The 23,647-nt window shown below is 53.5% G+C and carries 22 protein-coding genes and 2 CRISPR repeat arrays (1 of these 24 only partly in view); of the genes, 14 read left to right on the top strand and 8 right to left on the bottom strand.

Annotated elements, in window-relative coordinates; translation table 11 throughout:
• Positions 1 to 507 precede the first annotated feature (507 nt).
• Together exbB and exbD are read left to right on the top strand one after the other, a co-directional pair.
• Entirely contained in the window at positions 508 to 1,506 is a 999-nt protein-coding gene (gene exbB / locus A8F97_RS16510; RefSeq protein ID WP_014698569.1) for a tol-pal system-associated acyl-CoA thioesterase, read from the top strand.
• Between the two features lie 3 nt (positions 1,507 to 1,509).
• A complete protein-coding gene (gene exbD, locus A8F97_RS16505) occupies positions 1,510 to 1,935 on the top strand; it encodes a TonB system transport protein ExbD (RefSeq protein WP_005973764.1) in 426 nt (141 codons plus the stop codon).
• Positions 1,936 to 2,158: 223 nt separating this feature from the next.
• Here the strand turns inward: exbD and A8F97_RS16500 are convergent, their stop codons facing one another.
• From A8F97_RS16500 to A8F97_RS16475, 6 genes are all read right to left on the bottom strand, one after another.
• The gene (locus A8F97_RS16500) at positions 2,159 to 3,178 is read right to left on the bottom strand and encodes a YiiG family protein (protein WP_033070764.1); all 1,020 of its coding nucleotides are present in this window, start codon (positions 3,176 to 3,178) and stop codon (positions 2,159 to 2,161) included.
• A gap of 400 nt (positions 3,179 to 3,578) precedes the next feature.
• Positions 3,579 to 4,598 (bottom strand): substrate-binding domain-containing protein, encoded by a 1,020-nt coding sequence (locus A8F97_RS16495; protein ID WP_005973759.1) that lies wholly within the window; start codon positions 4,596 to 4,598, stop codon positions 3,579 to 3,581.
• 30 nt (positions 4,599 to 4,628) lie between these two features.
• On the bottom strand, positions 4,629 to 6,038 hold the full coding sequence (locus A8F97_RS16490; protein WP_012822180.1) for a glycoside hydrolase family 32 protein: 1,410 nt from the start codon (positions 6,036 to 6,038) through the stop codon (positions 4,629 to 4,631).
• On the bottom strand, positions 6,035 to 7,408 hold the full coding sequence (locus A8F97_RS16485) for a sucrose-specific PTS transporter subunit IIBC (protein ID WP_012822181.1): 1,374 nt from the start codon (positions 7,406 to 7,408) through the stop codon (positions 6,035 to 6,037). Before A8F97_RS16485 ends, A8F97_RS16490 begins: the two co-directional genes overlap by 4 nt.
• A 70-nt stretch (positions 7,409 to 7,478) precedes the next feature.
• A complete protein-coding gene (locus A8F97_RS16480; protein WP_012822182.1) occupies positions 7,479 to 9,038 on the bottom strand; it encodes a carbohydrate porin in 1,560 nt (519 codons plus the stop codon).
• A gap of 187 nt (positions 9,039 to 9,225) precedes the next feature.
• Positions 9,226 to 10,161, bottom strand: coding sequence for an aminoimidazole riboside kinase (locus A8F97_RS16475; RefSeq protein ID WP_014698573.1), 936 nt, complete (start codon positions 10,159 to 10,161; stop codon positions 9,226 to 9,228).
• Positions 10,162 to 10,631: 470 nt separating this feature from the next.
• Between A8F97_RS16475 and A8F97_RS16470 the strand changes: the two genes are divergently transcribed.
• The 10 genes from A8F97_RS16470 (at position 10,632) to cas2e (ending at position 20,356) form a co-directional block, all read left to right on the top strand.
• Positions 10,632 to 11,183 carry a bactofilin family protein gene (locus A8F97_RS16470; protein WP_012822184.1) on the top strand — a complete coding sequence of 184 codons (552 nt, stop codon included), beginning with the start codon at positions 10,632 to 10,634 and terminating at the stop codon, positions 11,181 to 11,183.
• A gap of 27 nt (positions 11,184 to 11,210) precedes the next feature.
• Positions 11,211 to 13,934, top strand: coding sequence for a CRISPR-associated helicase/endonuclease Cas3 (locus tag A8F97_RS16465; RefSeq protein WP_033070765.1), 2,724 nt, complete (start codon positions 11,211 to 11,213; stop codon positions 13,932 to 13,934).
• 54 nt (positions 13,935 to 13,988) lie between these two features.
• A complete protein-coding gene (locus tag A8F97_RS16460; protein WP_014698575.1) occupies positions 13,989 to 14,204 on the top strand; it encodes a type II toxin-antitoxin system HicB family antitoxin in 216 nt (71 codons plus the stop codon).
• A gap of 263 nt (positions 14,205 to 14,467) precedes the next feature.
• On the top strand, positions 14,468 to 16,036 hold the full coding sequence (gene casA / locus A8F97_RS16455; protein ID WP_033070766.1) for a type I-E CRISPR-associated protein Cse1/CasA: 1,569 nt from the start codon (positions 14,468 to 14,470) through the stop codon (positions 16,034 to 16,036).
• A complete protein-coding gene (gene casB, locus A8F97_RS16450; protein WP_033070767.1) occupies positions 16,020 to 16,655 on the top strand; it encodes a type I-E CRISPR-associated protein Cse2/CasB in 636 nt (211 codons plus the stop codon). Before casA ends, casB begins: the two co-directional genes overlap by 17 nt.
• 3 nt (positions 16,656 to 16,658) lie before the next feature.
• Positions 16,659 to 17,726 carry a type I-E CRISPR-associated protein Cas7/Cse4/CasC gene (gene cas7e / locus A8F97_RS16445; RefSeq protein ID WP_033070768.1) on the top strand — a complete coding sequence of 356 codons (1,068 nt, stop codon included), beginning with the start codon at positions 16,659 to 16,661 and terminating at the stop codon, positions 17,724 to 17,726.
• A gap of 9 nt (positions 17,727 to 17,735) precedes the next feature.
• Positions 17,736 to 18,470, top strand: a complete 735-nt coding sequence (gene cas5e, locus A8F97_RS16440) for a type I-E CRISPR-associated protein Cas5/CasD (protein WP_012822189.1) — start codon at positions 17,736 to 17,738, stop codon at positions 18,468 to 18,470.
• Complete coding sequence (gene cas6e, locus A8F97_RS16435) at positions 18,470 to 19,117, top strand: type I-E CRISPR-associated protein Cas6/Cse3/CasE (RefSeq protein ID WP_012822190.1); 648 nt, start codon at positions 18,470 to 18,472, stop codon at positions 19,115 to 19,117. The genes cas5e and cas6e overlap by 1 nt, the downstream gene beginning before the upstream one ends.
• A 27-nt stretch (positions 19,118 to 19,144) precedes the next feature.
• Entirely contained in the window at positions 19,145 to 20,062 is a 918-nt protein-coding gene (gene cas1e, locus A8F97_RS16430) for a type I-E CRISPR-associated endonuclease Cas1e (RefSeq protein ID WP_012822191.1), read from the top strand.
• Positions 20,063 to 20,356 (top strand): type I-E CRISPR-associated endoribonuclease Cas2e, encoded by a 294-nt coding sequence (cas2e, locus tag A8F97_RS16425; protein WP_005973730.1) that lies wholly within the window; start codon positions 20,063 to 20,065, stop codon positions 20,354 to 20,356.
• An 84-nt stretch (positions 20,357 to 20,440) separates the two neighbouring features.
• Positions 20,441 to 21,568: direct repeats of the CRISPR family, unit length 29 nt; unit sequence GTGTTCCCCGCGCCAGCGGGGATAAACCG.
• Positions 21,569 to 21,584: 16 nt separating this feature from the next.
• Here cas2e and A8F97_RS16420 read toward each other — a convergent pair.
• The gene (locus A8F97_RS16420; RefSeq protein WP_012822192.1) at positions 21,585 to 21,956 is read right to left on the bottom strand and encodes a helix-turn-helix domain-containing protein; all 372 of its coding nucleotides are present in this window, start codon (positions 21,954 to 21,956) and stop codon (positions 21,585 to 21,587) included.
• Positions 21,957 to 22,029: 73 nt separating this feature from the next.
• Positions 22,030 to 22,290: a type II toxin-antitoxin system RelE family toxin gene (locus A8F97_RS16415; RefSeq protein WP_012822193.1), complete on the bottom strand. Its 261-nt coding sequence runs from the start codon at positions 22,288 to 22,290 to the stop codon at positions 22,030 to 22,032.
• Between the two features lie 151 nt (positions 22,291 to 22,441).
• On the opposite strand from A8F97_RS16415, the gene A8F97_RS16410 reads away from it, so the two are divergent.
• Entirely contained in the window at positions 22,442 to 22,747 is a 306-nt protein-coding gene (locus tag A8F97_RS16410; RefSeq protein ID WP_033070820.1) for a type II toxin-antitoxin system HigB family toxin, read from the top strand.
• On the top strand, positions 22,744 to 23,160 hold the full coding sequence (locus tag A8F97_RS16405; RefSeq protein WP_033070769.1) for a helix-turn-helix domain-containing protein: 417 nt from the start codon (positions 22,744 to 22,746) through the stop codon (positions 23,158 to 23,160). Before A8F97_RS16410 ends, A8F97_RS16405 begins: the two co-directional genes overlap by 4 nt.
• A 277-nt stretch (positions 23,161 to 23,437) precedes the next feature.
• Positions 23,438 to 23,647: a CRISPR direct-repeat array (repeat unit 29 nt; unit sequence GTGTTCCCCGCGCCAGCGGGGATAAACCG); it runs 612 nt beyond the window's last position.

The following is a 23,647-nucleotide window of genomic DNA, read 5'->3' as shown; positions in this document are numbered from 1 at the left end:
AACCTATTATACAACTTCGTAGAATGACTCGTGTCACAAAAGAAAAAGCTAATATGAAATGCTGTTTTATAGGGTTTTTATTCCTATTTTCTTAATCTAAATCTTCATAACATGATGTTTTTATTTGTCTTGTTGTGTGTTTGTGTTTCTATTCATTTCATTGAACTTATCGCCAGTCACCATGAAATGGTGTGATAACTTAATGTCGATCACAAAAACCTTACAGTATAAGGCAGTGTTTTAGGCGAGTACCTGCAGCTATCGCCTGCCAGATATATTCCTGAATGCGATTCTTCATGCTTCTTTATGCATTTTCCGTCGAAATGCAGGTAATACCCCCAAAAACCCTGTCAGAACGCAAGAAAAAGTGTGTTATCTGACGTAAATAATAATGAGAACGACTATCAATTCGTTCAGGGTTTGGTATCATTTCAGGCTGCGTTATTGCGGCATGATACCTACGGGTGTGTGCGCGTTATTGTACAGAACGAATGGTGGAGGCACAGCGTGAAAACGGCTGTCAGTAATACAACTCAACAGGTGTTATCAACCTGGCAAAAAAAACGTGGTGCGTTCAGCGCATTTTCCCGTAGCGTGCTGGTTATCCTGCTATGTACGGCGGGACTAAGTGGAAATGCGTTTGCGGCTCCGGCAACGACGCCGTTATCGACAGAGAATGCGGCACCAACTGCGGCACCCTCTCCAATACCCGTGACAACCGAAGCATCCGCGCCGACGTCAGCGCTTACGCTTCCGGCTAGTGCGGTGCCGGGTACGAATAACCTGATGAAAACCGATTTATCCGTCTGGGGTATGTACCAGCACGCCGATGCCGTGGTGAAAACGGTGATGATCGGTTTGCTGCTGGCTTCCGTGATTACCTGGTCGATTTTCTTCAGTAAAAGTGTCGAAATGTCTGGCGCGAAACGTCGCTTGCGTCGTGAGTATCTGGCGCTGGAGCAGGCGAAAACGCTGGACGATGCGCTGGAGACGGCTGATTCGTTCAAAGCAGGCAGCGTAGCGCAGCAATTGCTGGAGGATGCGCAGAACGAACTGGAACTTTCTGCACGTTCAGATGATAACAACGGGATTAAAGAGCGCACCGCGTTTCGTCTGGAACGTCGCGTGGCGGCAACTGGGCGTCATATGGGGCGTGGTAATGGCTACCTGGCCACGGTCGGTGCAGTTGCACCGTTCGTAGGGCTGTTCGGTACGGTATGGGGCATCATGAACAGCTTCATCGGTATCGCACAGACGCAAACGACTAACCTGGCGGTGGTTGCCCCGGGGATTGCAGAAGCTCTGCTGGCGACGGCGATTGGTCTGGTCGCGGCGATCCCTGCGGTTGTCATCTATAACGTCTTTGCGCGCTCGATTGCTGGTTACAAAGCGACGGTCGGTGATGTGGCGGCACAAGTGCTGCTGCTGCAAAGCCGCGATCTCGACGTGGCTGCCAGCAACGATAACCGGGCGTCTTCAGCAGCGCATAAACTGCGGGTGGGTTAAGTCATGGCGATGCATTTGAAGGAGGACGTAGGTGATGATGGTGAAATGCATGACATCAACGTCACGCCGTTCATTGACGTCATGTTGGTTCTGCTGATCATCTTCATGGTGGCAGCCCCGCTGGCAACGGTGGATATTCGTGTCGATCTGCCAGCATCATCAGCCGTGCCGCAGCCGCGCCCAGAGAAGCCGCTTTATCTGACGGTAAAAGCGGATAAGCAAATGTTTCTGGGGGAAGAGGCGATTAACGAGCAGTCTCTGGCTCAGGTGTTGGATGCAAAAACCAGTGCCAACAAAGAAACAACTATCTTTTTTCAGGCGGATAAAAGCGTCGATTATGAAACCATCATGAGCGTGATGGATTCACTGCGTAAAGCGGGTTACCTCAAGGTTGGTTTGGTCGGTGCGGAAACCGCTGCTGCTAAATAACGATTACGAGTGATGTTTTAAGAAGGAATGCGGGGTGAAGGTTCAAACCGCATTCCTTTTTTTATTTCAACGTGAAGTCCGGTGCCGCATGAACGCTGGAAAGCGCCGCTAGTCCAGCGTTCAGAAAGGCAACCAAGGCACCATTTCCCGCAGCCTTTATCAAGACGCGCGACAGGGTTAACTCGCCGCGCGGTCGTCTTTCTATGCAACGTGGTCGCATGAATCAGCGCTGGCGGTTGCTGCTTTCCACCAGAGAGTTGTAGTTCCTGATGAGCCTGTCGGCGCTGCCATGTACCATCCAGCCGGAGTTCTTGGACAGCAGTATACGATCGCCTTGGCTGTAGGGCGTCTTATCACGCACTCGGCGCAAGCGCTCTTTAGCGGACATACGATAATCTTCCAGTGGCAAATTCATCAGAGACCATGTCGCGGGTTTCACTGTGTTGGGCTGCTTGGTCAGTTCGATCAGTGCGTCGACGTTGTCCTCATAGGCTTTAAGCCGGGCCGTGGCGGTGTTGATGTCGAAGTCATCCTGCGTTAGCACATTTACCAGTTGCTTGGCGCTGAGCATAGTGGCCATATGCCAGTAATTGAACTGGCGGCCTTCGCTCTTCTCGATTTCTGCCAGTTGCTTTAGTTGGCGCTCGTCGTTAGCTTCTTCCAGAGCCTGATTGAACTGGCGACTGGCTGTGTTGAATGCCGCATAGTGCTTGACGATGTCGCCGTGCATCGCCTTGCCGCGTGCCATCGCATCATCTTTATAGTTCTCGCGATCGTAGTAAGTCGAGGCTTCCTGCAGCGTTTGGCCCCAGGCGATTACTGTTGCAGAGTAGTCTTTGGCGGCCGTGTCCAGCGCGGGCATGGCTGGCTCGCTTTGGGCCGCGCTGATAACGGGGTCTCTACAGTCTTTCAGGCTGGATTCCGATACCGAGTAGGTGCCGTAAATAACGCGTTCCTTGCCCGTAGGGCCTGCTTTCATATCTTTTACCCAGGATGTGTAGCGCTCCATCGCCTTGTGGGCAGAAACATGGGTGGAGTTGAAGCATTCGATGTAGATATTGAGCTTCTGGTTAGCATCCACCTGAGGTTTCGCCGCCGGTGCGGGTGCTGCGCTGGCGGTGGCAGAAGCGGGCTGGTCTGGGGCTGCTGCGACGTCGGGCTTGTCTTCGCAGGCCGTTAAGCCGATGGTGGCGGCAACGAGCGCGGCCAGCCTAGCGGGTGTCCGGATAGTGCGAACGTTCATGTGAATCTCCCTTTTCTTTGGTCGTGATATATGATGGTTATGCCGTCACATCAGGGCTACCGTTAGACGCCCTTGGGTGATGCGCTACATGTGGTGATGACTGTTTTTGAAGAGGTGATGCTTCTTTGAACGCAGAGTGGCTGAGGAAAGCAGCGGGGGGCTAATTGGCTGAGCGGTGCCTTATTAATTACCTTATTTATCATCCAGATGAACCTTAGCGTCTTCCTTGACCATCATGCTTAGACAAAATGATTCCGCATTATTGCTATCAATGCAACCCTTAACTTCCCGCTAGGTCAAGCCGTCGTGACGGGAATATTTGCGTTAATAGCAGAAGACGCCATAGACCTGCTAGCAATAAGGTGATTGTAGCGAATAACCGCTTGAGAACCGTTTTGAACTATGCCCGTGAGTCAGGGTGACGCCAGTGAATACGCGTCGGGATATAGCGCCGGTCTTCTTCAAGCGGCTGTTGCGCAATCAAACTTGTAATCATTTCAAAGCTGTTGCGCGCCAGATTTTCACAATCCTGTGCCACGGTATCGATCTTCAGCGGTAAACAATCGAACAGATAGTGATCGTCAAAGCAGCACAGCCGGATACCGCTTCCCATCAGGTTATGCTGGTTCATATAGCGCAGCACGCCTTCCATTAGGCCGCAGGCGGCAACAAACAGTGCTTTTGGCGGACGTCCCAGTGTCGCACACAACTGAGCAAACATTTCATAGCCCGCGCTGGGGTGATAGCTGCCATGAAGGATCCACTCTGGCTGGCAGTCGATACCGGCACGCGTCAGCCCAAGCTGGAAGCCTTCCAGACGGTGGCGAGTCGGGGAAATACGCGGCTGGCCGCCAAGGAAATAGAACTCATCACGGTGCTGACGGGCGATACGTTCGACCATTTCCGCCGTGGATTCTACCGCTTCGGAAATCACCATCGGCAGCGTGGAATCACCAATAACCCGGTCAAATTGTACAACGGGCAGTTGCTGATTAATTTTTTGATATTCGACGTCGCTCAACAGGCTGGAAGCGACGATCAAGCCATCGACCTGACGCTGTACCAGACTGTTAACTGCCATCATCTCCTGACTGGCATTCTCGTCGGTACAGGCAATCAGTAACTGTAACCCTGCTTCACGGCACCGCATCTCCAGTTCGCGGGAAATCACGGCGAAGCCGTAGTTGGTCATTTCCGGCACTACCAGCCCTAGCGTGTTGCTGCGTGAGGAACGCAGAGAACGTGCGTGAATGCTGGGTTGGTAACGCTGCTCGTGCGCAACGGCCAAAATGCGATCGCGGGTTTCATCAGAAACGCGAAACTCTTTACTGCGGCCGTTAAGCACCAGACTGGCGGTGGATTTTGATACACCGGCTAGTGCGGCGATGTCACTGATTGTTATGCGTTTAGTCGGTTTCACCGCGTGGTCTGCTATCAGAAAAAAGGGATGTTATTCTATCACGCATGGCGCTAACAGCCAGTGTTGTAGCGTTAATCGTCCAGAGCCGCTGAACATGATGGTCGCCTCGCTTTCCGGGAAGTAGCGTGCAGACATCACGGCCTCGCCATCGTTGATAAAAATCTCAATGCTGGAGCGATCGCACAGTATCTGCAATTGACGCAGATCGCCGCGCCAATAGCGATGTTCGGGTTCGCCAGTGCGACGGTTGTGTCGGCTCATCGTGACGCGTTCGCCGTCCCAACAGAGAACGATCTGCGAGGCAAGGTTGAACTGGAACTCTCCCTGAGCGGTGATGAGTATTTCCGCGCGGCTAATGGCGAACTGCGGCGCGTAGTCTGCGGCACCCTGCCAGATATCATGCTGCTTGCGTAACTGTTGCAATTCTCGGGCAGGACGTTGATAAACGCGATCGCCATGCCGTGTGAGTTCACGCGGGCAGGTCATGGTATGGATCCAGCCATGTTCGATTGTCGGTTCAAAAAACTCATTGTCATCAGGAATCGACATCCAACCGAACAGCAGGCGTCGCCCGTCTTCACTCAGCGTAGTTTGCGGTGCGTAAAACTCGAAGCCGAGATCCAGTTCGTGAAACCCCTGATGCGGATAAGTACCGCTTTCGTAGTCGAGTGAACCAATAAAATAACCAGCCTGAAAGGTATTCAGGTAGCGTTCCTCTTCGGCGGGAATACCCTGTGGGCAGCAAATCAGTACATCTTTGCCATCCAGCGGGAACAGGTCTGGACACTCCCACATATAGCCAAAATCACCGAGCCCACCTAAACGGGAACCGGCGATCTCGCCGATCTTGTCCCATGCCAGCAGATCGGCAGAACGATAAAGCAGTACTTTTCCCTGAAGATCGAGATCTTGTGCACCGAGCACCATGTACCACCGATCGTCATGACGCCACACTTTCGGATCGCGGACGTGGCCAGTGTAGCCGTCGGGGAGCGTTAGCACTGCTCCCAGCTTGTCATATTCACCGTTGGGGTTTTCGCGGGCGAGGCACTGAAACGCGGTACGTGAGCCATCGTCGTATTTCACGTTACCCGTATACATCAACATGATCGCCTCCTGATCTACCACGGCGGAACCGGAGTAGCAGCCGTGGCTTTCATAGCTTTCGCTCGGCACCAGCGCCACGGGTTCATGCTTCCAGTTCACCAGATCGGCGGAGCTCCAGTGCCCCCAGAATTTTGCTCCGTGGGCACAGGCTAAAGGATTCCACTGATAAAACAGATGGTAACACCCGTTGTGATGAATAAACCCATTCGGATCGTTAAGCAGGCCAACGCTCGGGGACAGATGCCAGTCCGGGCGATAAGGATCGTCTTGTTTCCGTGATTGGCCTGACATCAGGGCGTGCGCCATGCGCTTGAGTAAGTGGATTTCCTTCATGATTCGCTATCCGTTTTGTATTTCAGCAGTAAGGAAATGACAAAGGCGGCACCGAATGCAATCAACATCCCAATCAGGTAGTTAAGCATCGATCCCCCTTGCACAATCGCCAGCCCCGGAAAACCAGTCAGCCCGACGGCCGTCATATTGACGTGATTGAAGACTACCCATGCACCACCGAGCGCACCGCCCGCCAGTGCTGCCAGGAACGGCTTAATGAAGCGCAGGTTGATACCAAAGATCGCTGCTTCCGTAATCCCCAGCAGACAAGAAAGCCCTGCCGGAACGGCAATGGCTCTGGTTTTGGCATCACGCGTTTTGAAATAGACCGCCAGACATGCGCCACCCTGCGCCACGTTGGCCATCGCCCAAATCGGCAGCAGGAAGTTGACGCCGATAGCCGGGTTGCCAAGCAGACCAGCTTCAATCGCATGGAAGCTGTGATGGACGCCAGTGATTACAATGGCGGAGTAAAGGCCACCAAACAGTAAACCCGCGAACCAGCCAGCGTGAGCAATCAAGGTGCTGAGGACGAGAGAAATGCCATCACCCAGTGCACGCCCCGCCGGCCCGATGATCAGCATGGCGACAAAGCCGGAAATGATGACCGTCAGGAACGGCGTGACGATAATGTCCAGTGCATCGGGTACGATTTTACGCAGACGTTTTTCCACGATGCTCATGAACCAGACGGCCAGCAGTACCGGGAATACGGTGCCCTGATAGCCAATCATGGCAATGTCCATGCCGAAGAAATGCATGGTCTGGAAACCCCCTGCGACGCCCCAGGCGTTGGTCAGTGCCGGATGGGTCAGAATGCCGCCCAGCGTTGCACCCAGATAGGGGTTGCCGCCGAATTCTCGTGCGGCGGTAAAACCGATCAGAACAGGCAGGATAATAAAGGCTGCGGAACTGAACATATCGAGCATCACGAAGATCGCGCTGCTGGCATCGACCCAGCCGTAGGTTTTGATCATGCCGAGCAGCCCCATCAATAGGCCGGAAGCGATAATCGCTGGCATGATAGGGACGAAGATGTTTGATAGCAGACGTGCCAGCCGTTGCAGCGGGTTCAGCTTTCTCGCCGCGATCGAGGCGGCTTCGGACTTGCTTGATTCACTGATGCCAGCGGCTTTAATGAACTCAGCGTAGACCTTATTCACCAGCCCCGTTCCGAAAATAATTTGCATTTGTCCGGCGTTCTGGAAGCAGCCTTTAACACCGTCAACATTCTCGATCGCTTTTTTGTCTGCCAGGCTGTCGTCGTTTAGCACCAAACGTAGGCGAGTGGCGCAGTGGGCAGCGCTGGCGATATTCTCTTTTCCGCCAAGCAAGGGGATGAGCGCGGAGGCAGTTGCGTTGATATCCATGTTATTCCTCTGTGTATACCGTTTCTTTGGCGTCGATTAGCGTGTCATCGACGCCAAGGCTAGCCAATCATCAGAACCAGGTTTCCATCTGGATGCCAAAGTTCCATTCGCCGCCTGCTTTAAAGCCGGTGGAGCCAAACGTATCTTCGCTGGAGTAATTATCCAGTCGTTTATCCCAGTCCATATAACTGGCAAACACGCGCAACTCAGGGCGGCTGAAGAAGTTGCCGATATCACCGACTTTGAACGTCGGCGCGAAGGTCAGTTTATAGAAGCCGCCGCTAACCTGATTCAGGCTCCGATAACCGCGCGGATCGAGGTCCATGTATTGATAGCTGCCTTCATAGGCCAGTGCAAAATTTTCGGTGATTTCCTGAATCAGGCGCGCATTAAAAGTCACCCATTCGTAGCTGTCGCCGTTGACGTAACGGTCTTTGCTGGTTTGCGCCAGAATGGACGGCGCGAAGCTCCAGGTCTTGTTCAGCGCTGTTGTGCCGTAGGTCGCAAACCGCCAGGTGTTGGCGTCATTGGTCAGGTTGCCGTCGGAGCCGATGACCTTCACTTCACCGCCCAGTCCGTGGCCGTAAAGGATCGCGGTTTTTGATGTCCCGTCGCGTAAGCCGTAGAAGCTGTCGCCGTGGTACGCCACCATTGCGTGATAGCCTTTATCGCCCGCATTAGGGTTACTGACCCACGTAGAATAATCGCGGTTGGTTCCTGCCCTTGCGATATCACTGGCTCTGGCTGAGTCGATATCGTTGTTTTTCGCCTTCATGCCGCTCAGCATGAACTGGAATGGCCCGACGTAGTTGTTGGCGGTAAAGACGTAGTTTTTGATGTCGTTGTCCAGCGCGGTAATTTCGCCGAGGCTGCGGCCATACAGCGAGAAATTACTCTTGGCGCTATCTGCCCATTTCACGTCATAGATCCCGCCACCCGTGCCAGCAAGGAACACCACGTCGCTATCGAGCCAGTGAATATCGAAGTTATCGCGATCGAAGCGTTTACCTGCCCACAGCGTGGTGTCTTTAAACGCGCCAGTGAAGGTCGGCAGCGATCCCAGCTCGACGAAGGCTTCGCGGATGTTCAGGTCGCTGGTGGCGGCTGTCCAGTCGTTATAGCTGCGCTGGCCGTCTGCCATCATTACCTTGAAGCGCGTGGTCGCGCCGTTATCCAGCTTTTGTTTGTGCTCTAGTTTGAGCTCAACGTAGGTGTCATCTTCATTCCCCAGGCGACCAATATGTCCACCTGTCTGACCGGCAGGGGACATGCCCGGCCCGATATCGGTTTTGGAACTGGTCGCGGAATCATTGATTGACAGACCGGAACGCGCATAGCCGTGGAATTCAAATCCATCGGCGAACGATTTCTGCTTGGCCAGCGCCGTCGTGCGCTGTTCCACCTGCTGAGTTTTCTGTTCGGTTTGTGTGGTACGGGTGGCGAGTTGCTGGGTTTGTTTCTCGGCGGCAGTGGCTCTGGCCTCGGCGGCTTGAGCGCGGGCTTCAGCCTGTTGTAAACGCTGTTCCATTGCGTTCAGACGTTCTTCGATACTATCGGTGTTGGCAGCAGAAACATAAAGCGGGGAGGAGAGTAATAATCCTATCGTCACAGCAAGGTGGCTTGGTTTCATTTTTTCGTTCTCGTCGTGAAGGAGATTTATTGTTTTTGGATTTCTCATGTTTAGCTAAATTGCTAAACCGGTTTTTCATGAGGAAAATAAAAGCCAGAAGAAGGGTTAGCAAGAAATTTCACTCGCCCGATTCTGTAACTGTGATCCTGACTACAAAACCGGGCGGTAGCGGCACGAAACGGAGGGATTAGGGTTTGATTACGGGGAGGGCGTGCAGCGCTTGGGCGTAGGGGAGTGCGGTCATTGCGCCTTTTGCCGTGGTGGCTAGCGCACCGCACCGCTGTGCCTGCTCGATAATCGGATCCCAGCTAAGCGGCTGCGATAGATCGTCATATTCCGCCAGGCCGTGCAGTAAACCCGCAACGAAGGCATCCCCCGCGCCAGTGGTATCGACAGGCGTCACCGATGGCGCAGCAAAGTGCCGTAGCTGGTGGCGATCGTGCAGCCAGACGCCTTCACTGCCCAACGTCACCAGCAACAATCGAGTAGGGTAGCGCTGTATGAACTGCTGGATGCCTTCTTCAACGTCGAGCGTTGAACAGAGAAAGGCCAGTTCTTCACGCGACAGCTTCACCACATCGGCCAGCATGAGCGCCTGTGTCAGACAGTCGCGCAGCTCCTGCTCGCTTTGCCAGAGATCGTCACGGATATTGGGATCGAAACAAACCCGCCCCAGCGCGGCTTTTATCTGCCGCATTGCCTTAAATGCGGTATTACGCGACGGTTCCTGCGACAGCGCGATGGAACAGAGGTGCAGCCACTCTCTCCGATTAAACACCGGTAGATCTTCCGGCTGTAAAAATAGGTCAGCGCTGGGGCGTACCATAAACGTGAAGGTGCGTTCCCCTGCCTCATCAAGGTTTACGACCACGGTTGATGTTCGGTGGTGCCTGTCGTGCGCCATGTAGTGGGTATCGACGTTTTCCTGTTCCAGCACCGTTTTTAGAAAATGCCCAAACACATCGTCGCCGACGCGACCGACAAAGGCGCTGTTTCCCCCCAGTCTGGCAATGCCGACCGCGACGTTGGCTGGCGCACCGCCGGGGCATTTCAGATAGCGTTCCGTACCTTCTGGGATGAGATCGACAACGGCGTCGCCCATGACCCAAATTCTGTTTGCCATAAAGTTACTCTTATCAGCGATAGTTAGACTGTTTGCTAACATAGAAGAATCGGTTTAGCTAAGCAATCCTCTTCACTGCGGAGATGCACTTACATCAAGATAATTTATATTTCCACGTCTCATTGGTGAAAATTTATGCGATAGTCATCACGCGCTACGGTCGCCGGGCTAAATAAAAAGGCTGACTATCCGATATCTATGGGGCGTGGCCGGATGAAACCGAAAATTAAGCCGCAAAAAAGGACGAATGGAGAAGGATATGTATTACCCCACCTCTTTCTGGGTTTATCCCGGTGCGTAATTACAACCTGCTTTGGGGAATATGGGCGATATGGGCGATATTGGTTGTCGCCTGGCTTGTTGATATTTATAGCGAATTTCCCCTTCGCTATTATGGTCAGGGAGTGGCAGTCGTGCTGGCCGCGAGTGCTGTGATTGCATTTTTCTATACTGTTAAAAGGAATAACACCATGTTTTCATTTGATAAAAATAAAAAAGACGTAAAAGAGCCGCAAGGGCGCAGTGAAATAAATAACTCTCCCGCCATCAGCCCATCGAACGAGTTGATTAATTCAGTGAACCCTGTGCGCGTGAAAAAGGATACCTTCATTTCTCAGGGTGCGCGGATGACGGGCTCTCTAAGCGTTGATGGCAACATCACTGTAGAAGGTCAGGTAGAAGGTGATGTGCAGTGTGATAACACAATTAAAGTGGAGCACACCGGTCAGGTAAACGGTGAAATGAAATCGCAACAGATCGTCATTAACGGTCGTGTGGAAGGTCGTGTAGTCGCCAGCGTTGTGGCGATTCTGGCGCAAGGAAAAGTGTTCGGCGATATTTTTACTGATGAGCTTTCCATCGAAAAAGGCGGTATTTTCACCGGCCAATCCCACCCGTTAACCCCGCCAACGCAAAATCAGGAAAAACTGACCTACGTGGAAAAGAAAAAAGAGAAAACCAGCAAAGCGCCAGCAGAGCAAGAAAACGTCGTGGCATTAGCGGGAAGTACACCGACGGCGTGAGGCAGTTGGTAAGAGGTGGTAAAGTCTATGGACAAGGAGGGCATCATCGACCGGCGTTATTTCCACTATTGGGGCAAAGCGAATAGATCAACGGATGCGCTGGTGGGTGACGATTATCACCTACTGCCTTATCACTGTTTGGATGTGGCGGCCTGTGGTTATTTCTTGTTAAAGGGAAATTATTTTCAGGCTAGCCATGTACTGCGCGAACTGGCATCTGGTGATGATGATGTTGCTCCATGGTTTGCGTATTTTCTCGCCTGGCACGATATCGGAAAATTTGCCCGTGGTTTCCAGCGTAAATATATCAACCCGGATTCCCCGCTGGTTCAGTCTTCAGGGCAGGTCGATACGGCGCGGCATGACGCGTTAGGTTTCTGGCTTTGGCAAGAGCGTGATGACTTTCCCGATCTATTACCTTTCTCTGCGGACATGCTCACCTCTGACTCCCAAAAGACGCTTGATATCTGGCTGAACATCGTTACCGGGCACCACGGCAAGCCGCCAGAGGTGGTGAAAAAAGGGAGTCTGGCCTTTCATCGTGACGATTATCGGGCAGTGCAAGATTACCTGCATGATGTAGCAACATGCTTTCCTGAAGTGTCCGTTTTTCCTATGTGCTTTGCGAACAAGAGCTGGCGAAACAGGTTGAAGCAACAAAGCTGGGGATTGGCTGGTTTGACCGTACTGGCAGACTGGCTGGGTTCGCGTCAGCAGGACTTTTGGTATTGCAGTACGCCAATGCCGCTCGAAACCTACTGGCGTGAGCATGCGCTACCGATAGCGGAAAAGGTTGTCTCGCGTTTGCCGCGTACTCCGTCTCCCGCTTCTTTTCATTCTATCCAACGGCTCTTTCCCTTTATGCAGCAACCGACGCCGCTACAACAGAAAGCGCTAGAGGCTGATATTTCCGCTGACGGTCCGCAGCTTTTCATTCTGGAAGATGTGACGGGGGCCGGGAAAACGGAAGCGGCAATGATACTGGCGCATCGACTGATGGCGCAGCGAAAAGCGAGCGGCATTTATGTCGGTCTGCCGACGATGGCGACGGCAAATGCCATGTATAAACGGCTGGCGCAAGCCTATCGCGCATTATATTCACCAGAACATAACCCTTCGCTGATGCTGGCGCACGGTGCGCGACATATGTCATCGGCCTTTATGCAATCGCTATGGGAAGGTGACAGTCAGGGGCAGGCGCAGTACGACAAGGAAGAAAATGCCGCCAGCAAAGACTGCAACATTTGGTTTGCGGACTCACGCAAGAAAGCGCTGCTGGCCGATATCGGCGTGGGTACGCTCGACCAGGCACTGATGGCGGTGATGCCGTTCCGCCACCAGTCGCTACGGGTGCTAGGGCTACAGAATAAACTGCTGATTCTGGATGAAGTACATGCGTATGACGCCTACATGAGCAAGCTGATCGAGCTGTTGATTGGTTTCCATGCACAGCAGGGCGGCAGCGTGATTATCTTAACGGCGACGTTACCGCTTACTCTGCGAGAAAAGCTGACGCGGGCGTTTGCGCAGGGCATAGCCTGTGAGGCTGCTCCGCCCGATCCCAATGCCACGTATCCGTGGCTGACGCAGTTAACGCGTGAAGGATTGCGGGAAACGAAGTTGGAAACGCGGAAGGAAGTGCGGCGCGAGGTCAAGATTGGCTGGCTGACTGAGCGGTTGCAGGGCATTGATTGCGTTAAGGCTGCGGTGGCGGCAGGGCAATCGATCGCTTGGATTAGGAACACGGTGGATGATGCTATCGCGGTTTATCGCCAACTCATTGAGGCGGGTGTCGCAGAGGACAATATGCTGCTATTCCACAGCCGTTTTGCCTTTTGCGATCGGATGGCGATTGAAGAGCGGGCGCTGGCGTGGTTTGGCAAAGACAGTATGCCGGATGAGCGTGCTGGTAAGGTGCTGATTGCCACGCAGGTTGTCGAGCAGTCGCTGGATATTGATGTCGATAACATGATTAGCGACCTTGCGCCCATCGATCTGCTGATTCAACGCGCAGGGCGGCTACAGCGACATATTCGGTTTCTCGACGGGCGTCGTAAAACTGAGGCGGACGCTACACCGCTAACGGATGAGCGCCCGGCAGCGGTGCTGCATATCATGGCGCCAGTCTGGCAGCCGGAAGCGGAGGCTGACTGGTTGGGCGATGAACTGCGCAATAGTGGCTATGTTTACCCCGATCATGCTGCGCTGTGGCGCACGCAGGCGATGTTGCGTGAGTGCGGTGCGATCAAAATGCCGGAAGCGGCGCGTCTGCTGATCAACAGCGTGTATGAAGAACAGATCGCGGTGCCTCCGGCATTGGAGGCAATAGCCAACAAGGTACTGGGCGAGCGTTACGGCCAGCGTTCAGTGGCGAGTCAGTCGTCGTTAGCGCTTGTCCACGGTTATTGTGCCCAATCCAGCGAAGCAGGCTGGAGCGATGCAGTGGACATTTCCACCCGTCTGGGGGAGGAAACGCTGGATCTGTATCTGGCATGGAAACCAGAAAACGATGGTGAGCTACCTCAGCCTTATGCCATATCGGACACTTTTGCCTGGGAACAGAGCCGCGTGCAGGTACGAGTTAGCTGGTGGCAGAAACGTAAAACCGGATTACCGATACTGGAAGGTGAGGCACTGGAACGGTTTCGGCAGCAATTACACCGCCCACAGGCGGAAGTGCTGCTGTTGCATCGAGGGGAAAACCACGCATTTTATAGCGAACAGGTGGGGTTGATGCTATTGGGCTCGTGAGAGGAACGAGCTGCATTGTGAGGCGTCGTCGCAGTATTCACCGATAGGTATGAAATGCGCTTTTTTGATGGCCATCCTGCCGTTATTGCTTTTGACTCGGAAATTGAAATGTTCCGGGGAGAATTTATTGGCTTGAATGGCGGCGCTGATTTTTATGCCTATAGCGTTGATGAACTGAAAAAAGAAGGGGCAACCTCTCTCGCTATTTTTCTTCTCGCGGTTTGTCCCCGCTGGCGCGGGGAACGCAAGAAAGATCTTATTTCATCCTAGCGGCGCATTTCGTGGAAATCAAACTACGACGGAAGGAATGAATAGATTGTTAATTATTCCAATTGTCCCTATTACGATAAACATCACCATTTATCAAACCAAAGCGGAGGCACCGCCGCCGCATCCCACCTGTATTGTCCCGTCTCTCAACCACAAACGTGAGCCATCTCTCTGGCGTCGCGGCTTGAATGCGTTAAAAAAGAGACTGTAGAACCAGCCTGAATCTGGCTTGCCGCAGGGATGCGGCACACACAGGAGGTACGATGTTTTCATTGATTGAAGAACCTTGGCTGCCCGCCGTATTTGCGGATGGCCGAATGAGTAACATTTCCCCGTTGCAACTCCCCGACGACAATATTATCGATCTCGCCTGGACGCGTGCCGATTTTCAGGGGGCGAGCTATCAGTTGCTGATCGGTTTACTGCAAACCGCCTATGCGCCCGCCGATGATGATGACTGGGATGCGATTTGGGAAGATGGTCTTGGCACCGATTTCTCGCAGGCGTTAGCCGCGCTAGCACCGGCGATGCAGTTTGGTGCGCAGAAGCCCGCGTTCATGCAGGATTTCGCCACGCTCGACAGCGACCCGACGCCGATTTCCGGCCTGCTGATCGATGCCCCCGGCGGCAATACGCTCAAGCTGAATAAAGATCATTTTATCAAGCGCGGTACGGTCAACGCGATATGCCCGCACTGTGCGGCAAGGGCGCTATTCACGCTGCAAACCAATGCGCCATCCGGCGGGCAGGGGCACCGCACCGGGATGCGCGGCGGCGGGCCGATCACCACGCTGCTTATGCAGGAAGACGCCAGGCTACCGCTGTGGAAAAAGCTTTGGATGAACGTGCTAACGCAGAAGGTGATGCCAAAGGGCAAGCCTGATGCCACGGTGTTCCCGTGGTTAGCGGCTACACCCACCAGCGATGGTACTCACCCGCCCGTGACGCCGGAAAATTCGCATCAGCTACAGGCTTATTGGGGCATGCCGCGTCGTATCGAGCTGGATTTCACCACGTTACAGACGGGGGAATGCGATCTGTGCGGTACGGAATCGACTGCGTTGCTCACGCAGTATCGCACCAAAAACTACGGCATTCAGTACGATAGCTGGCGGCATCCGCTTACCCCTTATCGTCGGGCGCTGAAAGGCGACGATGCCCCTTTTCTGTCGGTGAAAGGGCAGCCGGGCGGGCTGGCGTACCGTGACTGGCTAGGGATGATGGTGTCAGTGGAAGATAAGCTCAACCACACCTATCCCGCCGCCGTTGTGCAGCACAATGCTGGCAAGCGGGCGCTGCGCAACGCGGGGTTATGGTGTTTTGGCTACGACATGGACAACATGAAGGCGCGTTGTTGGTATGAACACCACGTTCCGCTGCTGTTTTCCCCGGCTCGCTTCCAGAGCGATGCGCTTTCGTTGCGGGAATATAAAGATCACTTACAACTGGCGGTGGAGCTGGCGCGGGACAGCGCCACGCTGCTGCGTCAGATGATTAAGGAAGCCTGGTTCTCGCGTCCGAAAGACGCAAAAGGGGATTTCAGCGCTATTGATGTCGCGTTCTGGCAGGAAACGCAGCCCGATTTTATGCGGTTGTGCCGGTCGTTGGCGCAGGGTGATACACCCGCTACGACGCTGAATATCTGGAAAAAATCGCTCTATCGCTACCTGTTGAATAACTACGATACCCGTGTTTTTAGCAACCCGGATGAACACCGCGATTTGGCCAAAGCGGCGGAAACGCGGAAAAAACTGAGCGTGTTTTTCGGTAAACAGAAAGCGGCAGAAACCATTAAACAAATGCAGGAGGCAGTGGATGGCGAACACGGCTGATTTTTTAGTTATCACCAAGGATGACGCGAAAAAGATTAATGATTGGTTCGACGGTCTACAAAACCGCCACGGCACTCCCGGTAATGGTCGTGCGCGACGGGCAGAGTTGCGCCGTGCCAAACAGCCCCCCTACGGTGTGCTGACCTGTCAGGGGTATCACGATCTGGCGGGGAAATTAGCGGCGCGGTTAACACAAGAGCATCACATTGTGGCGCTGGCGATGTTTGTTTCTGTCGCGGCACATGCAGAGAAAAATATGTTGAAGACCAGTTTCGCTGCCCAGCTAGGTGAAAAACAGGGCGGCGACCGTCCTTTTCTTTCCCCTTTGCGTTTTGAACGGCTACAGCGTGCGCAAACGCCGGAAGAACTGCATCGCCAGCTTTTTCGCGCGGTACAAATACGCGGTGAGGCAGGCGTAAACCTTCCTTCACTGGCGGACGGCATTTTCCTATGGGTAGAAGAGTGGCAGGCACGGCAGGAAAACCGCGCACCTAACCTTCATCCCTTGCGGCGCAATGCTGTGCGCTGGGCATGCGAATATGCGCGAGCGTCACAAAACATCACGCCCGATGAGCCAGACACCACAGAAACGTCAACGACAGCTTCAGACAAGGAATAACTGATGACCACTTTTATCCAGCTTCACTTTTTAACCGCTTATCCTTCTTCCAATCTGAACCGTGATGACGCGGGTCGTCCGAAAACCGCAATGGTCGGTGGAGTGGAGCGACTGCGGGTTTCCTCGCAAAGCCTGAAGCGTGCATGGCGCACCTCTGAGGTATTTGAAGACGCACTCGATGGACATATCGGCACCCGCAGCCGCCGGGTAGGGCGTGAGGTATACAACGCGCTGATTGCCAGAGGCATGGTTGAAAAGCTGGCAGATAAAGCGGCGCTGAGTATCGCAGCCCAGTTTGGTAAACCGAAGAAAGAAGAGAAAGACAGTAAAGATCCACTAGAAAAATATGATATCGAACAGCTTGCACATATCAGCGTGCAGGAAAAAGCGCGGATCGATCGCTTGATCGCCCAGCTAGCGACAGAATCTCGTGAGCCAAATAGCGAAGAGCTGAAATTACTGCGCAAAGATGCCGCCAGCGTCGATATCGCGCTGTTTGGTCGTATGCTAGCCTCCAGCCCAGAGTTCAATATTGAAGCGGCGTGTCAGGTCGCGCACGCGCTGGGCGTGAGTGCCGTTACCATCGAAGATGACTTCTTTACGGCGGTGGATGACTTGAATACGGCAGCCGACAGCGGATCGGCGCATATGGGCGAACAGAGCTTTGCCTCTGCGCTGTTTTATCACTATGTGTGCATTAACCGCGATCTGCTGCTGGAAAACCTGAACAACGATGAAGATCTGGTGGCACGAACCCTACGTGCGCTGACCGAAACAGCATTAACCGTGTCGCCGGGCGGCAAGCAGAACAGCTTTGCCAGCCGGGCGCTGGCGACCTATGCGCTGGCAGAAAAGGGAACCGATCAGCCGCGAACCTTGTCCGTCGCATTTTTCAAACCGATTCGCAGTGCTGATCAGGTTAATGATGCCATCGATCTGCTGTGCCAACAAAAGGCCAAATTTGACCGGGTGTACGCCTCTGGGGGCTGTGTTCCTTCCTATGAGCTGAACGTGGAAGCGACCAATGAGGGCGGATCGCTGCAAGGGTTACTGGATTTCATCAGCCAGTAGGAGCGTGCTATGGATAACTATCTGGTTTTCCAGATCTATGCCCCGCTGGTGTCATGGGGAGAAGCGGCGGTCGGTGAAGTGCGCCACACCTCAACGGTGCCTAGCCGTTCCGCCCTGTTGGGGTTACTGGCGGCGGCGCTAGGGATTCGACGTGACGATCGGGCTGCTCTGACGGCGTTTAACCAGCATTACTCTGTGGCGGTGCGGCCGCTTTCCGATCGCGAAACCTGGCTGAATGACTACCACACGGTGCAGATGCCGAAAGAAAACCGCAAAGTGCCACGCTATACCCGGCGTGATGAACTGCGGCCGGAGGCGGGGCAATCACTTGAAACCATGCTGACCTCACGCGAATACCGCTGTGATGCCTATTACCACATTGCCATTAGCGTCACACCGGATGCGCCTTATTCGCTAACTGCGTTGCGTGACGCGCTGTTATCTCCGGTGTTTGCGCTCTATTTTGGGCGTAAAAGTTGCCCGCCCGCTCTGCCGCTGGCACCGCACCTATTTTCAGGCTCGCTGGCCGAGGTGTGGCAGCAGGCAAGGCAGACGCCTGCACTGAACGATCTCGCGTTACAGTTAATCGGTCGCGCCGAAGGGCTGTGCTACTGGGAACAGGAAAGCGACACCGGGTTAACGCCGCAATACCGTGTTGTGCGCAACGATCAGCCTGCCGATCGACGGCGCTGGCAGTTCACTTCCCGCGTGCAATACGTCGGTAGTGAGAAGGGAGAGGAATAATGTATTTTTCCAGAATAACGCTGAACCTTAATGCGTTACCGCATGCTATGGCGACAAAGCGGTTACATGCAGGGGGCTATGCCAGCCATCAATGGCTCTGGCAACTGTTTCCCGACCAGCCACAGCGGTCATTCCTCTTTCGCGAAGAGGAACAAGAGACCAAGAGCTTGTTTTATCTGCTCTCCGAACAGGCACCGCAGGTTGACCATAATCTGTTTCGGGTTGAAACCAAACCGTACCAACCGCAGTGGCGTGACGGTATGACGCTGGCGTTTTCACTGCGTGCTAACCCGGTTGTCACGCGGGATGGCAAGCGTAGCGATGTGTTGATGGATGCGCGGCATCAGGCGAAAGCCGCTGGGCTTTCTGGTGTGGAATTGTGGCTGCACCAGCAGCAGCGTGCTCGCGACTGGTTGGTGCGTCAGGGTGAAAACGCAGGCTTCACGCTGTCGTCGTGTTGTGTGGATGGCTATCAACGTCACCGCCTGAATAAACCCGGCCAGTCGGCGGCGATCGTGTTCAGCAGCGTGGATTATGACGGGATGCTCCACATTACGGATGCCGAACGGTTTGCGGCATCTGTCCAGCAGGGATTAGGAAAAAGCAAAGCATTGGGGTGTGGCCTGCTGCTATTGAAACGGGCGTAGCGCACCCAATTACAGGGAGAGTTGACGATGTATGTTCCGCTCAACCCTATCCCTCTTAAGGATCGGGTTTCACTGATCTTTCTGCAATACGGGCAGATTGATGTTATCGACGGTGCGTTTGTGCTGGTGGATAAAACCGGCGTGCGCACGCATATTCCCGTTGGCTCGGTGGCCTGCATCATGCTGGAACCGGGTACGCGGGTTTCTCATGCTGCGGTGCGGCTGGCGGCAACGGTTGGCACATTGCTGGTGTGGGTCGGCGAAGCGGGCGTGCGGCTGTACGCGTCTGGTCAGCCCGGCGGCGCACGGTCGGACAAGTTGCTCTATCAGGCTAAGCTAGCGCTGGATGAGGAATTGCGTCTGAAGGTGGTGCGCAAAATGTTTGAGCTTCGCTTTGGCGAACCTGCACCGAGCCGCCGTTCGGTCGATCAGCTCCGAGGGATTGAGGGTGCCCGCGTGCGCCAAACCTATACGCTGTTGGCACAGCAGTACGGCGTGAAATGGAATGGCCGCCGCTACGACCCGAAAGACTGGGAACGTGGGGACAAAGTGAACCAGTGTATTAGCGCGGCGACATCCTGCCTGTACGGTATTACGGAAGCGGCCGTACTGGCGGCGGGTTACGCCCCTGCGATCGGGTTTGTCCACAGTGGTAAACCGCTCTCTTTTGTCTATGACATTGCCGACATCATTAAATTCGAGGGCGTGGTAGCGAAAGCCTTTGAAATTGCTGCCCGTAACCCTGCCGAGCCGGATCGTGAAGTGCGGCTTGCCTGCCGTGATATTTTCCGCAGCCAGAAAACGCTGAGCAAACTGATTCCCTTGATTGAAGAGGTATTGTCTGCGGGAGGGATTACGCCACCGCTGCCACCGGACGATGCTCAGCCGCCTGCGATCCCTGAACCGAAACCGTTTGGTGACAGCGGCCACCGAGGACAGGGTTAAATGAGCATGCTGGTGGTTGTGACGGAAAATGTTCCGCCGCGTTTACGCGGCAGGCTGGCGGTGTGGTTGCTGGAGGTTCGTGCGGGTGTTTATGTGGGTGACACCTCGCAGCGGGTGAGGGAGATGGTCTGGCAGCAGATTATCGAACTGGCAGAACAGGGCAACGTGGTAATGGCGTGGGCGACGAATACGGAGTCCGGTTTTGAATTCCAAACCTGGGGTGAAAATCGCCGAATGCCGGTAGATCTGGATGGCCTGCGGTTAGTCTCTTTCTCACCTATTGAAAATCAATAAGTTAGCGATCTTTAACAACATGGAAAAATCGGTGGGATTTTTTCTACCGAAAAAAGTGTTATAAAACAACTCTCTACTTTTAGAGTGTTCCCCGCGCCAGCGGGGATAAACCGCATTTACCCGACAGGAATAAATAATATGGCGAGTGTTCCCCGCGCCAGCGGGGATAAACCGCGCTCGGCAGCAGCAGGCTCTATATGCTGGACGTGTTCCCCGCGCCAGCGGGGATAAACCGGCGCATCGCAAGGTCGAAGTCTGATTTAGTGTGTGTTCCCCGCGCCAGCGGGGATAAACCGCAGTTGGGCCTCAAGTCTGGAGGGGATGAATCGTGTTCCCCGCGCCAGCGGGGATAAACCGGACATGGAGAACATCAAGAACCTTGTTTGGATGTGTTCCCCGCGCCAGCGGGGATAAACCGAGACTGCTTAACTCTGCTGCCGTCTGGCGCTGGTGTTCCCCGCGCCAGCGGGGATAAACCGAGCGGCACCGATTTGCCCTGACATTGACGTGTGTGTTCCCCGCGCCAGCGGGGATAAACCGGTTCGTGGATCATTCGCCACTGGTGGATACCTGTGTTCCCCGCGCCAGCGGGGATAAACCGATCGCAAATAAGCCCAATAGGTCGATTCATTGGTGTTCCCCGCGCCAGCGGGGATAAACCGAAATCGTTATCAGGGACGCCCATGTTTACGGAGTGTTCCCCGCGCCAGCGGGGATAAACCTGGTTTAATGGCGAATCGGTGCCAAGAAAGGAGGTGTTCCCCGCGCCAGCGGGGATAAACCGGCTGCAACTGAGTTTGCAGATCAAAGAAACTTGTGTTCCCCGCGCCAGCGGGGATAAACCGCCTCCGAAGAGGCTATTCATCTGGTTTTAATTGTGTTCCCCGCGCCAGCGGGGATAAACCGTCGTATGTATCGATCGCTGATAACAACACGTCGTGTTCCCCGCGCCAGCGGGGATAAACCGGGGGCTGGTGTGTTTGGAGAGGCGGGGCCAGAGTGTTCCCCGCGCCAGCGGGGATAAACCGGTTAGATAGCTCTCTCGTAACGGAGGTGATCGGTGTTCCCCGCGCCAGCGGGGATAAACCGTGCTAATTTGTAACCTTCCGGTATTACCGGAGAGTGTTCCCCGCGCCAGCGGGGATAAACCGTTCCAACCCTTTCAGCAAGCTCTACCTGAGTAGTGTTCCCCGCGCCAGCGGGGATAAACCCTAATCCGTGGAAGCGGCTACAGGATTAGCTGTTCTGGTTCGCAGTGGTACAGCTTAGCCAGCTTTTCTCGGGTGCGCTTCTGCGGCCTTGAATCTGGGGATTCAAGCTGAGAGACGGCCGCTTGGGTCATGCCAAGCGCGGTTGCAACTTCTTGCTGAGAGAAGCCTCTGAAAATTCTCCAGGCTGCCTGTAAGCTGACGTCTTGATCAATGTGGATGCTAACCACTTCATGAGGAATAGAGACGTCATCCTCTGCGCTATGATCGTAGGGAATGCTCTCATAGAGGGCGGGGTCGTCAGCATTTTCAATAAGTTTCTGATATAACTCGTACGGAACAACAGCATATTCAGGTTTACCGCTTTTATCCCGAATGACTTGTATGCTCATAGTGTATTGCTCCAACATTTTCTTTCGATGGGTGAAAATCAGTTGTGGTGTAAAGAAGGACGCATTTTCCTCCTCAATATGTCGTCGTTGTCCTGCGTTTGATTTCAAGTATCTCGCACACTTGTGGTACATCGTTGATTAGCTCAAAGATAATGCGGTAATCCCCAACCCGTAGCCGATATTGTTTACCAGACGATTCGAGTTTTTTCAGGTCCAGATTCACATCTGGAAATGTACTCAGCTCACCCACTTTTTCTTTGATTCGTTTTCGATATCTGGTGTCAATGGTGCCGAGTTGTTTTAATGCCCGTTTTGACCAACTAACCTTAAGCATGAATCCCTCAAACGAAACCCTTCCTTGATATAAGTTAATTATAAGATAATTTCAGGTTTTTTTCATTTTTTCTTATTTCTTGTCGATGATTATGCTGCTCCTTCAGGGATAAACCGCAGTGACGCAATACGGTGAAGAGAGGCAATGTAAAGTGTTCTCCCGGGCACCTTTTGACACTGCAATCGCCCAATTCCCTAATCAGGCGGCAGCACTGGCTGACCTATACCGGACGATAAAGCGTGAAATATATGCAACGCCGGACGATATGAAAAAACGTTTCCCCAGCTTAGACAGGATGAAGTACAGGGAAAAGTGGTGGGTTATTGATATTGGTGGTGGGCATCTTCGGGTGATGTTTTTCGCTGATTTTGAGCGAGGGAAAATTTTTATCAAACACATCACATCCCATGCAGAGTACGGCAGTCTGACAGAATATTACCGGAGGAATAAAGAATGATGTACGCAGACGCAATCAAGGCCGCTAACAATCTGACGAGTATCGTACCGCTCCTCGGAGGTAGCACCTCTTGTAAAGATTATGAGGATGCGCTGAAACTCATTGAATATTTACTCGAGAGCGAGCCTGATAGCCCGCTAATCGATATGCTGACGGCTAAAATTGACAAATATGAAGAGGATGCGCCAGAGTTTGTAGCTTTCAACGAGCGTATTAAAGCGCTCCCTGCTGGTATCGCTTTGCTGCGCATACTTATGGATCAGCATGGGCTAACGCAAAGTGACTTTGAAGCTGAGATCGGTAAAAAATCTCTGGTATCCCGAATTCTAAATGGTGAGCGTACACTAACGGTTGATCACATGAGCGCACTTGCTAAACGATTTGATATTCCCGTGAGTGCTTTTGTTGATTAGTACGATTTTTGCCAAGTACAGCATGATGCGTCATGTAATAAAGACTGCCGTGCTGGAGTGTTATCTGAATAATCCCTGCGTTAGCAGGGATTACTTTATGGCTGAGACGCATTGTAAGAAATTATTGAAAGGAATGCCGGTAGGTCTGGACGGCCTGCTGTTAGCCTCTTTTTCATCTATTGAAAATCAATAAGTTGGCGATATTTAACAACATGGAAAAATCGGTGGGATTTTCTCTACTGAAAAAAGTTTTATAAAACAAACCTCTACTTTTAGAGTGTTCCCCGCGCCAGCGGGGATAAACCGATTGTTGTTGAACTGCTCCAGTTTCATGCCCAGTGTTCCCCGCGCCAGCGGGGATAAACCGGTGTCGTACTCCACTGCCCCCTGTGTGGCTCAGTGTTCCCCGCGCCAGCGGGGATAAACCGCCCTCTCCGGAGGGTTTTTTTACGTCTGGAGAGTGTTCCCCGCGCCAGCGGGGATAAAC

Origin of the sequence: Pectobacterium parmentieri (assembly GCF_001742145.1) — a bacterium.
GTDB classification, from domain to species: Bacteria; Pseudomonadota; Gammaproteobacteria; order Enterobacterales; family Enterobacteriaceae; genus Pectobacterium; species Pectobacterium parmentieri.
Note: the sequence above shows the minus strand (reverse complement) of the source record. Positions and strands in the feature narration are given on the sequence as shown.

Bases quoted from the DNA above. Each gene is read 5' to 3' on its own strand.
- A8F97_RS16470 (WP_012822184.1), top strand. From the start codon at position 10,632: ATGTTTTCATTTGATAAAAATAAAAAAGACGTAAAAGAGCCGCAAGGG.
- A8F97_RS16475 (WP_014698573.1), bottom strand. From the start codon at position 10,161: ATGGCAAACAGAATTTGGGTCATGGGCGACGCCGTTGTCGATCTCATC.
- cas5e (WP_012822189.1), top strand. From the start codon at position 17,736: ATGGATAACTATCTGGTTTTCCAGATCTATGCCCCGCTGGTGTCATGG.
- exbD (WP_005973764.1), top strand. From the start codon at position 1,510: ATGGCGATGCATTTGAAGGAGGACGTAGGTGATGATGGTGAAATGCAT.
- casB (WP_033070767.1), top strand. From the start codon at position 16,020: ATGGCGAACACGGCTGATTTTTTAGTTATCACCAAGGATGACGCGAAA.
- A8F97_RS16465 (WP_033070765.1), top strand. From the start codon at position 11,211: ATGGACAAGGAGGGCATCATCGACCGGCGTTATTTCCACTATTGGGGC.
- A8F97_RS16405 (WP_033070769.1), top strand. From the start codon at position 22,744: ATGATGTACGCAGACGCAATCAAGGCCGCTAACAATCTGACGAGTATC.
- A8F97_RS16420 (WP_012822192.1), bottom strand. From the start codon at position 21,956: ATGAGCATACAAGTCATTCGGGATAAAAGCGGTAAACCTGAATATGCT.
- cas6e (WP_012822190.1), top strand. From the start codon at position 18,470: ATGTATTTTTCCAGAATAACGCTGAACCTTAATGCGTTACCGCATGCT.
- cas2e (WP_005973730.1), top strand. From the start codon at position 20,063: ATGAGCATGCTGGTGGTTGTGACGGAAAATGTTCCGCCGCGTTTACGC.
- casA (WP_033070766.1), top strand. From the start codon at position 14,468: ATGTTTTCATTGATTGAAGAACCTTGGCTGCCCGCCGTATTTGCGGAT.
- A8F97_RS16415 (WP_012822193.1), bottom strand. From the start codon at position 22,290: ATGCTTAAGGTTAGTTGGTCAAAACGGGCATTAAAACAACTCGGCACC.
- A8F97_RS16460 (WP_014698575.1), top strand. From the start codon at position 13,989: ATGCGCTTTTTTGATGGCCATCCTGCCGTTATTGCTTTTGACTCGGAA.
- A8F97_RS16490 (WP_012822180.1), bottom strand. From the start codon at position 6,038: ATGAAGGAAATCCACTTACTCAAGCGCATGGCGCACGCCCTGATGTCA.
- cas7e (WP_033070768.1), top strand. From the start codon at position 16,659: ATGACCACTTTTATCCAGCTTCACTTTTTAACCGCTTATCCTTCTTCC.
- A8F97_RS16485 (WP_012822181.1), bottom strand. From the start codon at position 7,408: ATGGATATCAACGCAACTGCCTCCGCGCTCATCCCCTTGCTTGGCGGA.
- A8F97_RS16480 (WP_012822182.1), bottom strand. From the start codon at position 9,038: ATGAAACCAAGCCACCTTGCTGTGACGATAGGATTATTACTCTCCTCC.
- cas1e (WP_012822191.1), top strand. From the start codon at position 19,145: ATGTATGTTCCGCTCAACCCTATCCCTCTTAAGGATCGGGTTTCACTG.
- A8F97_RS16500 (WP_033070764.1), bottom strand. From the start codon at position 3,178: ATGAACGTTCGCACTATCCGGACACCCGCTAGGCTGGCCGCGCTCGTT.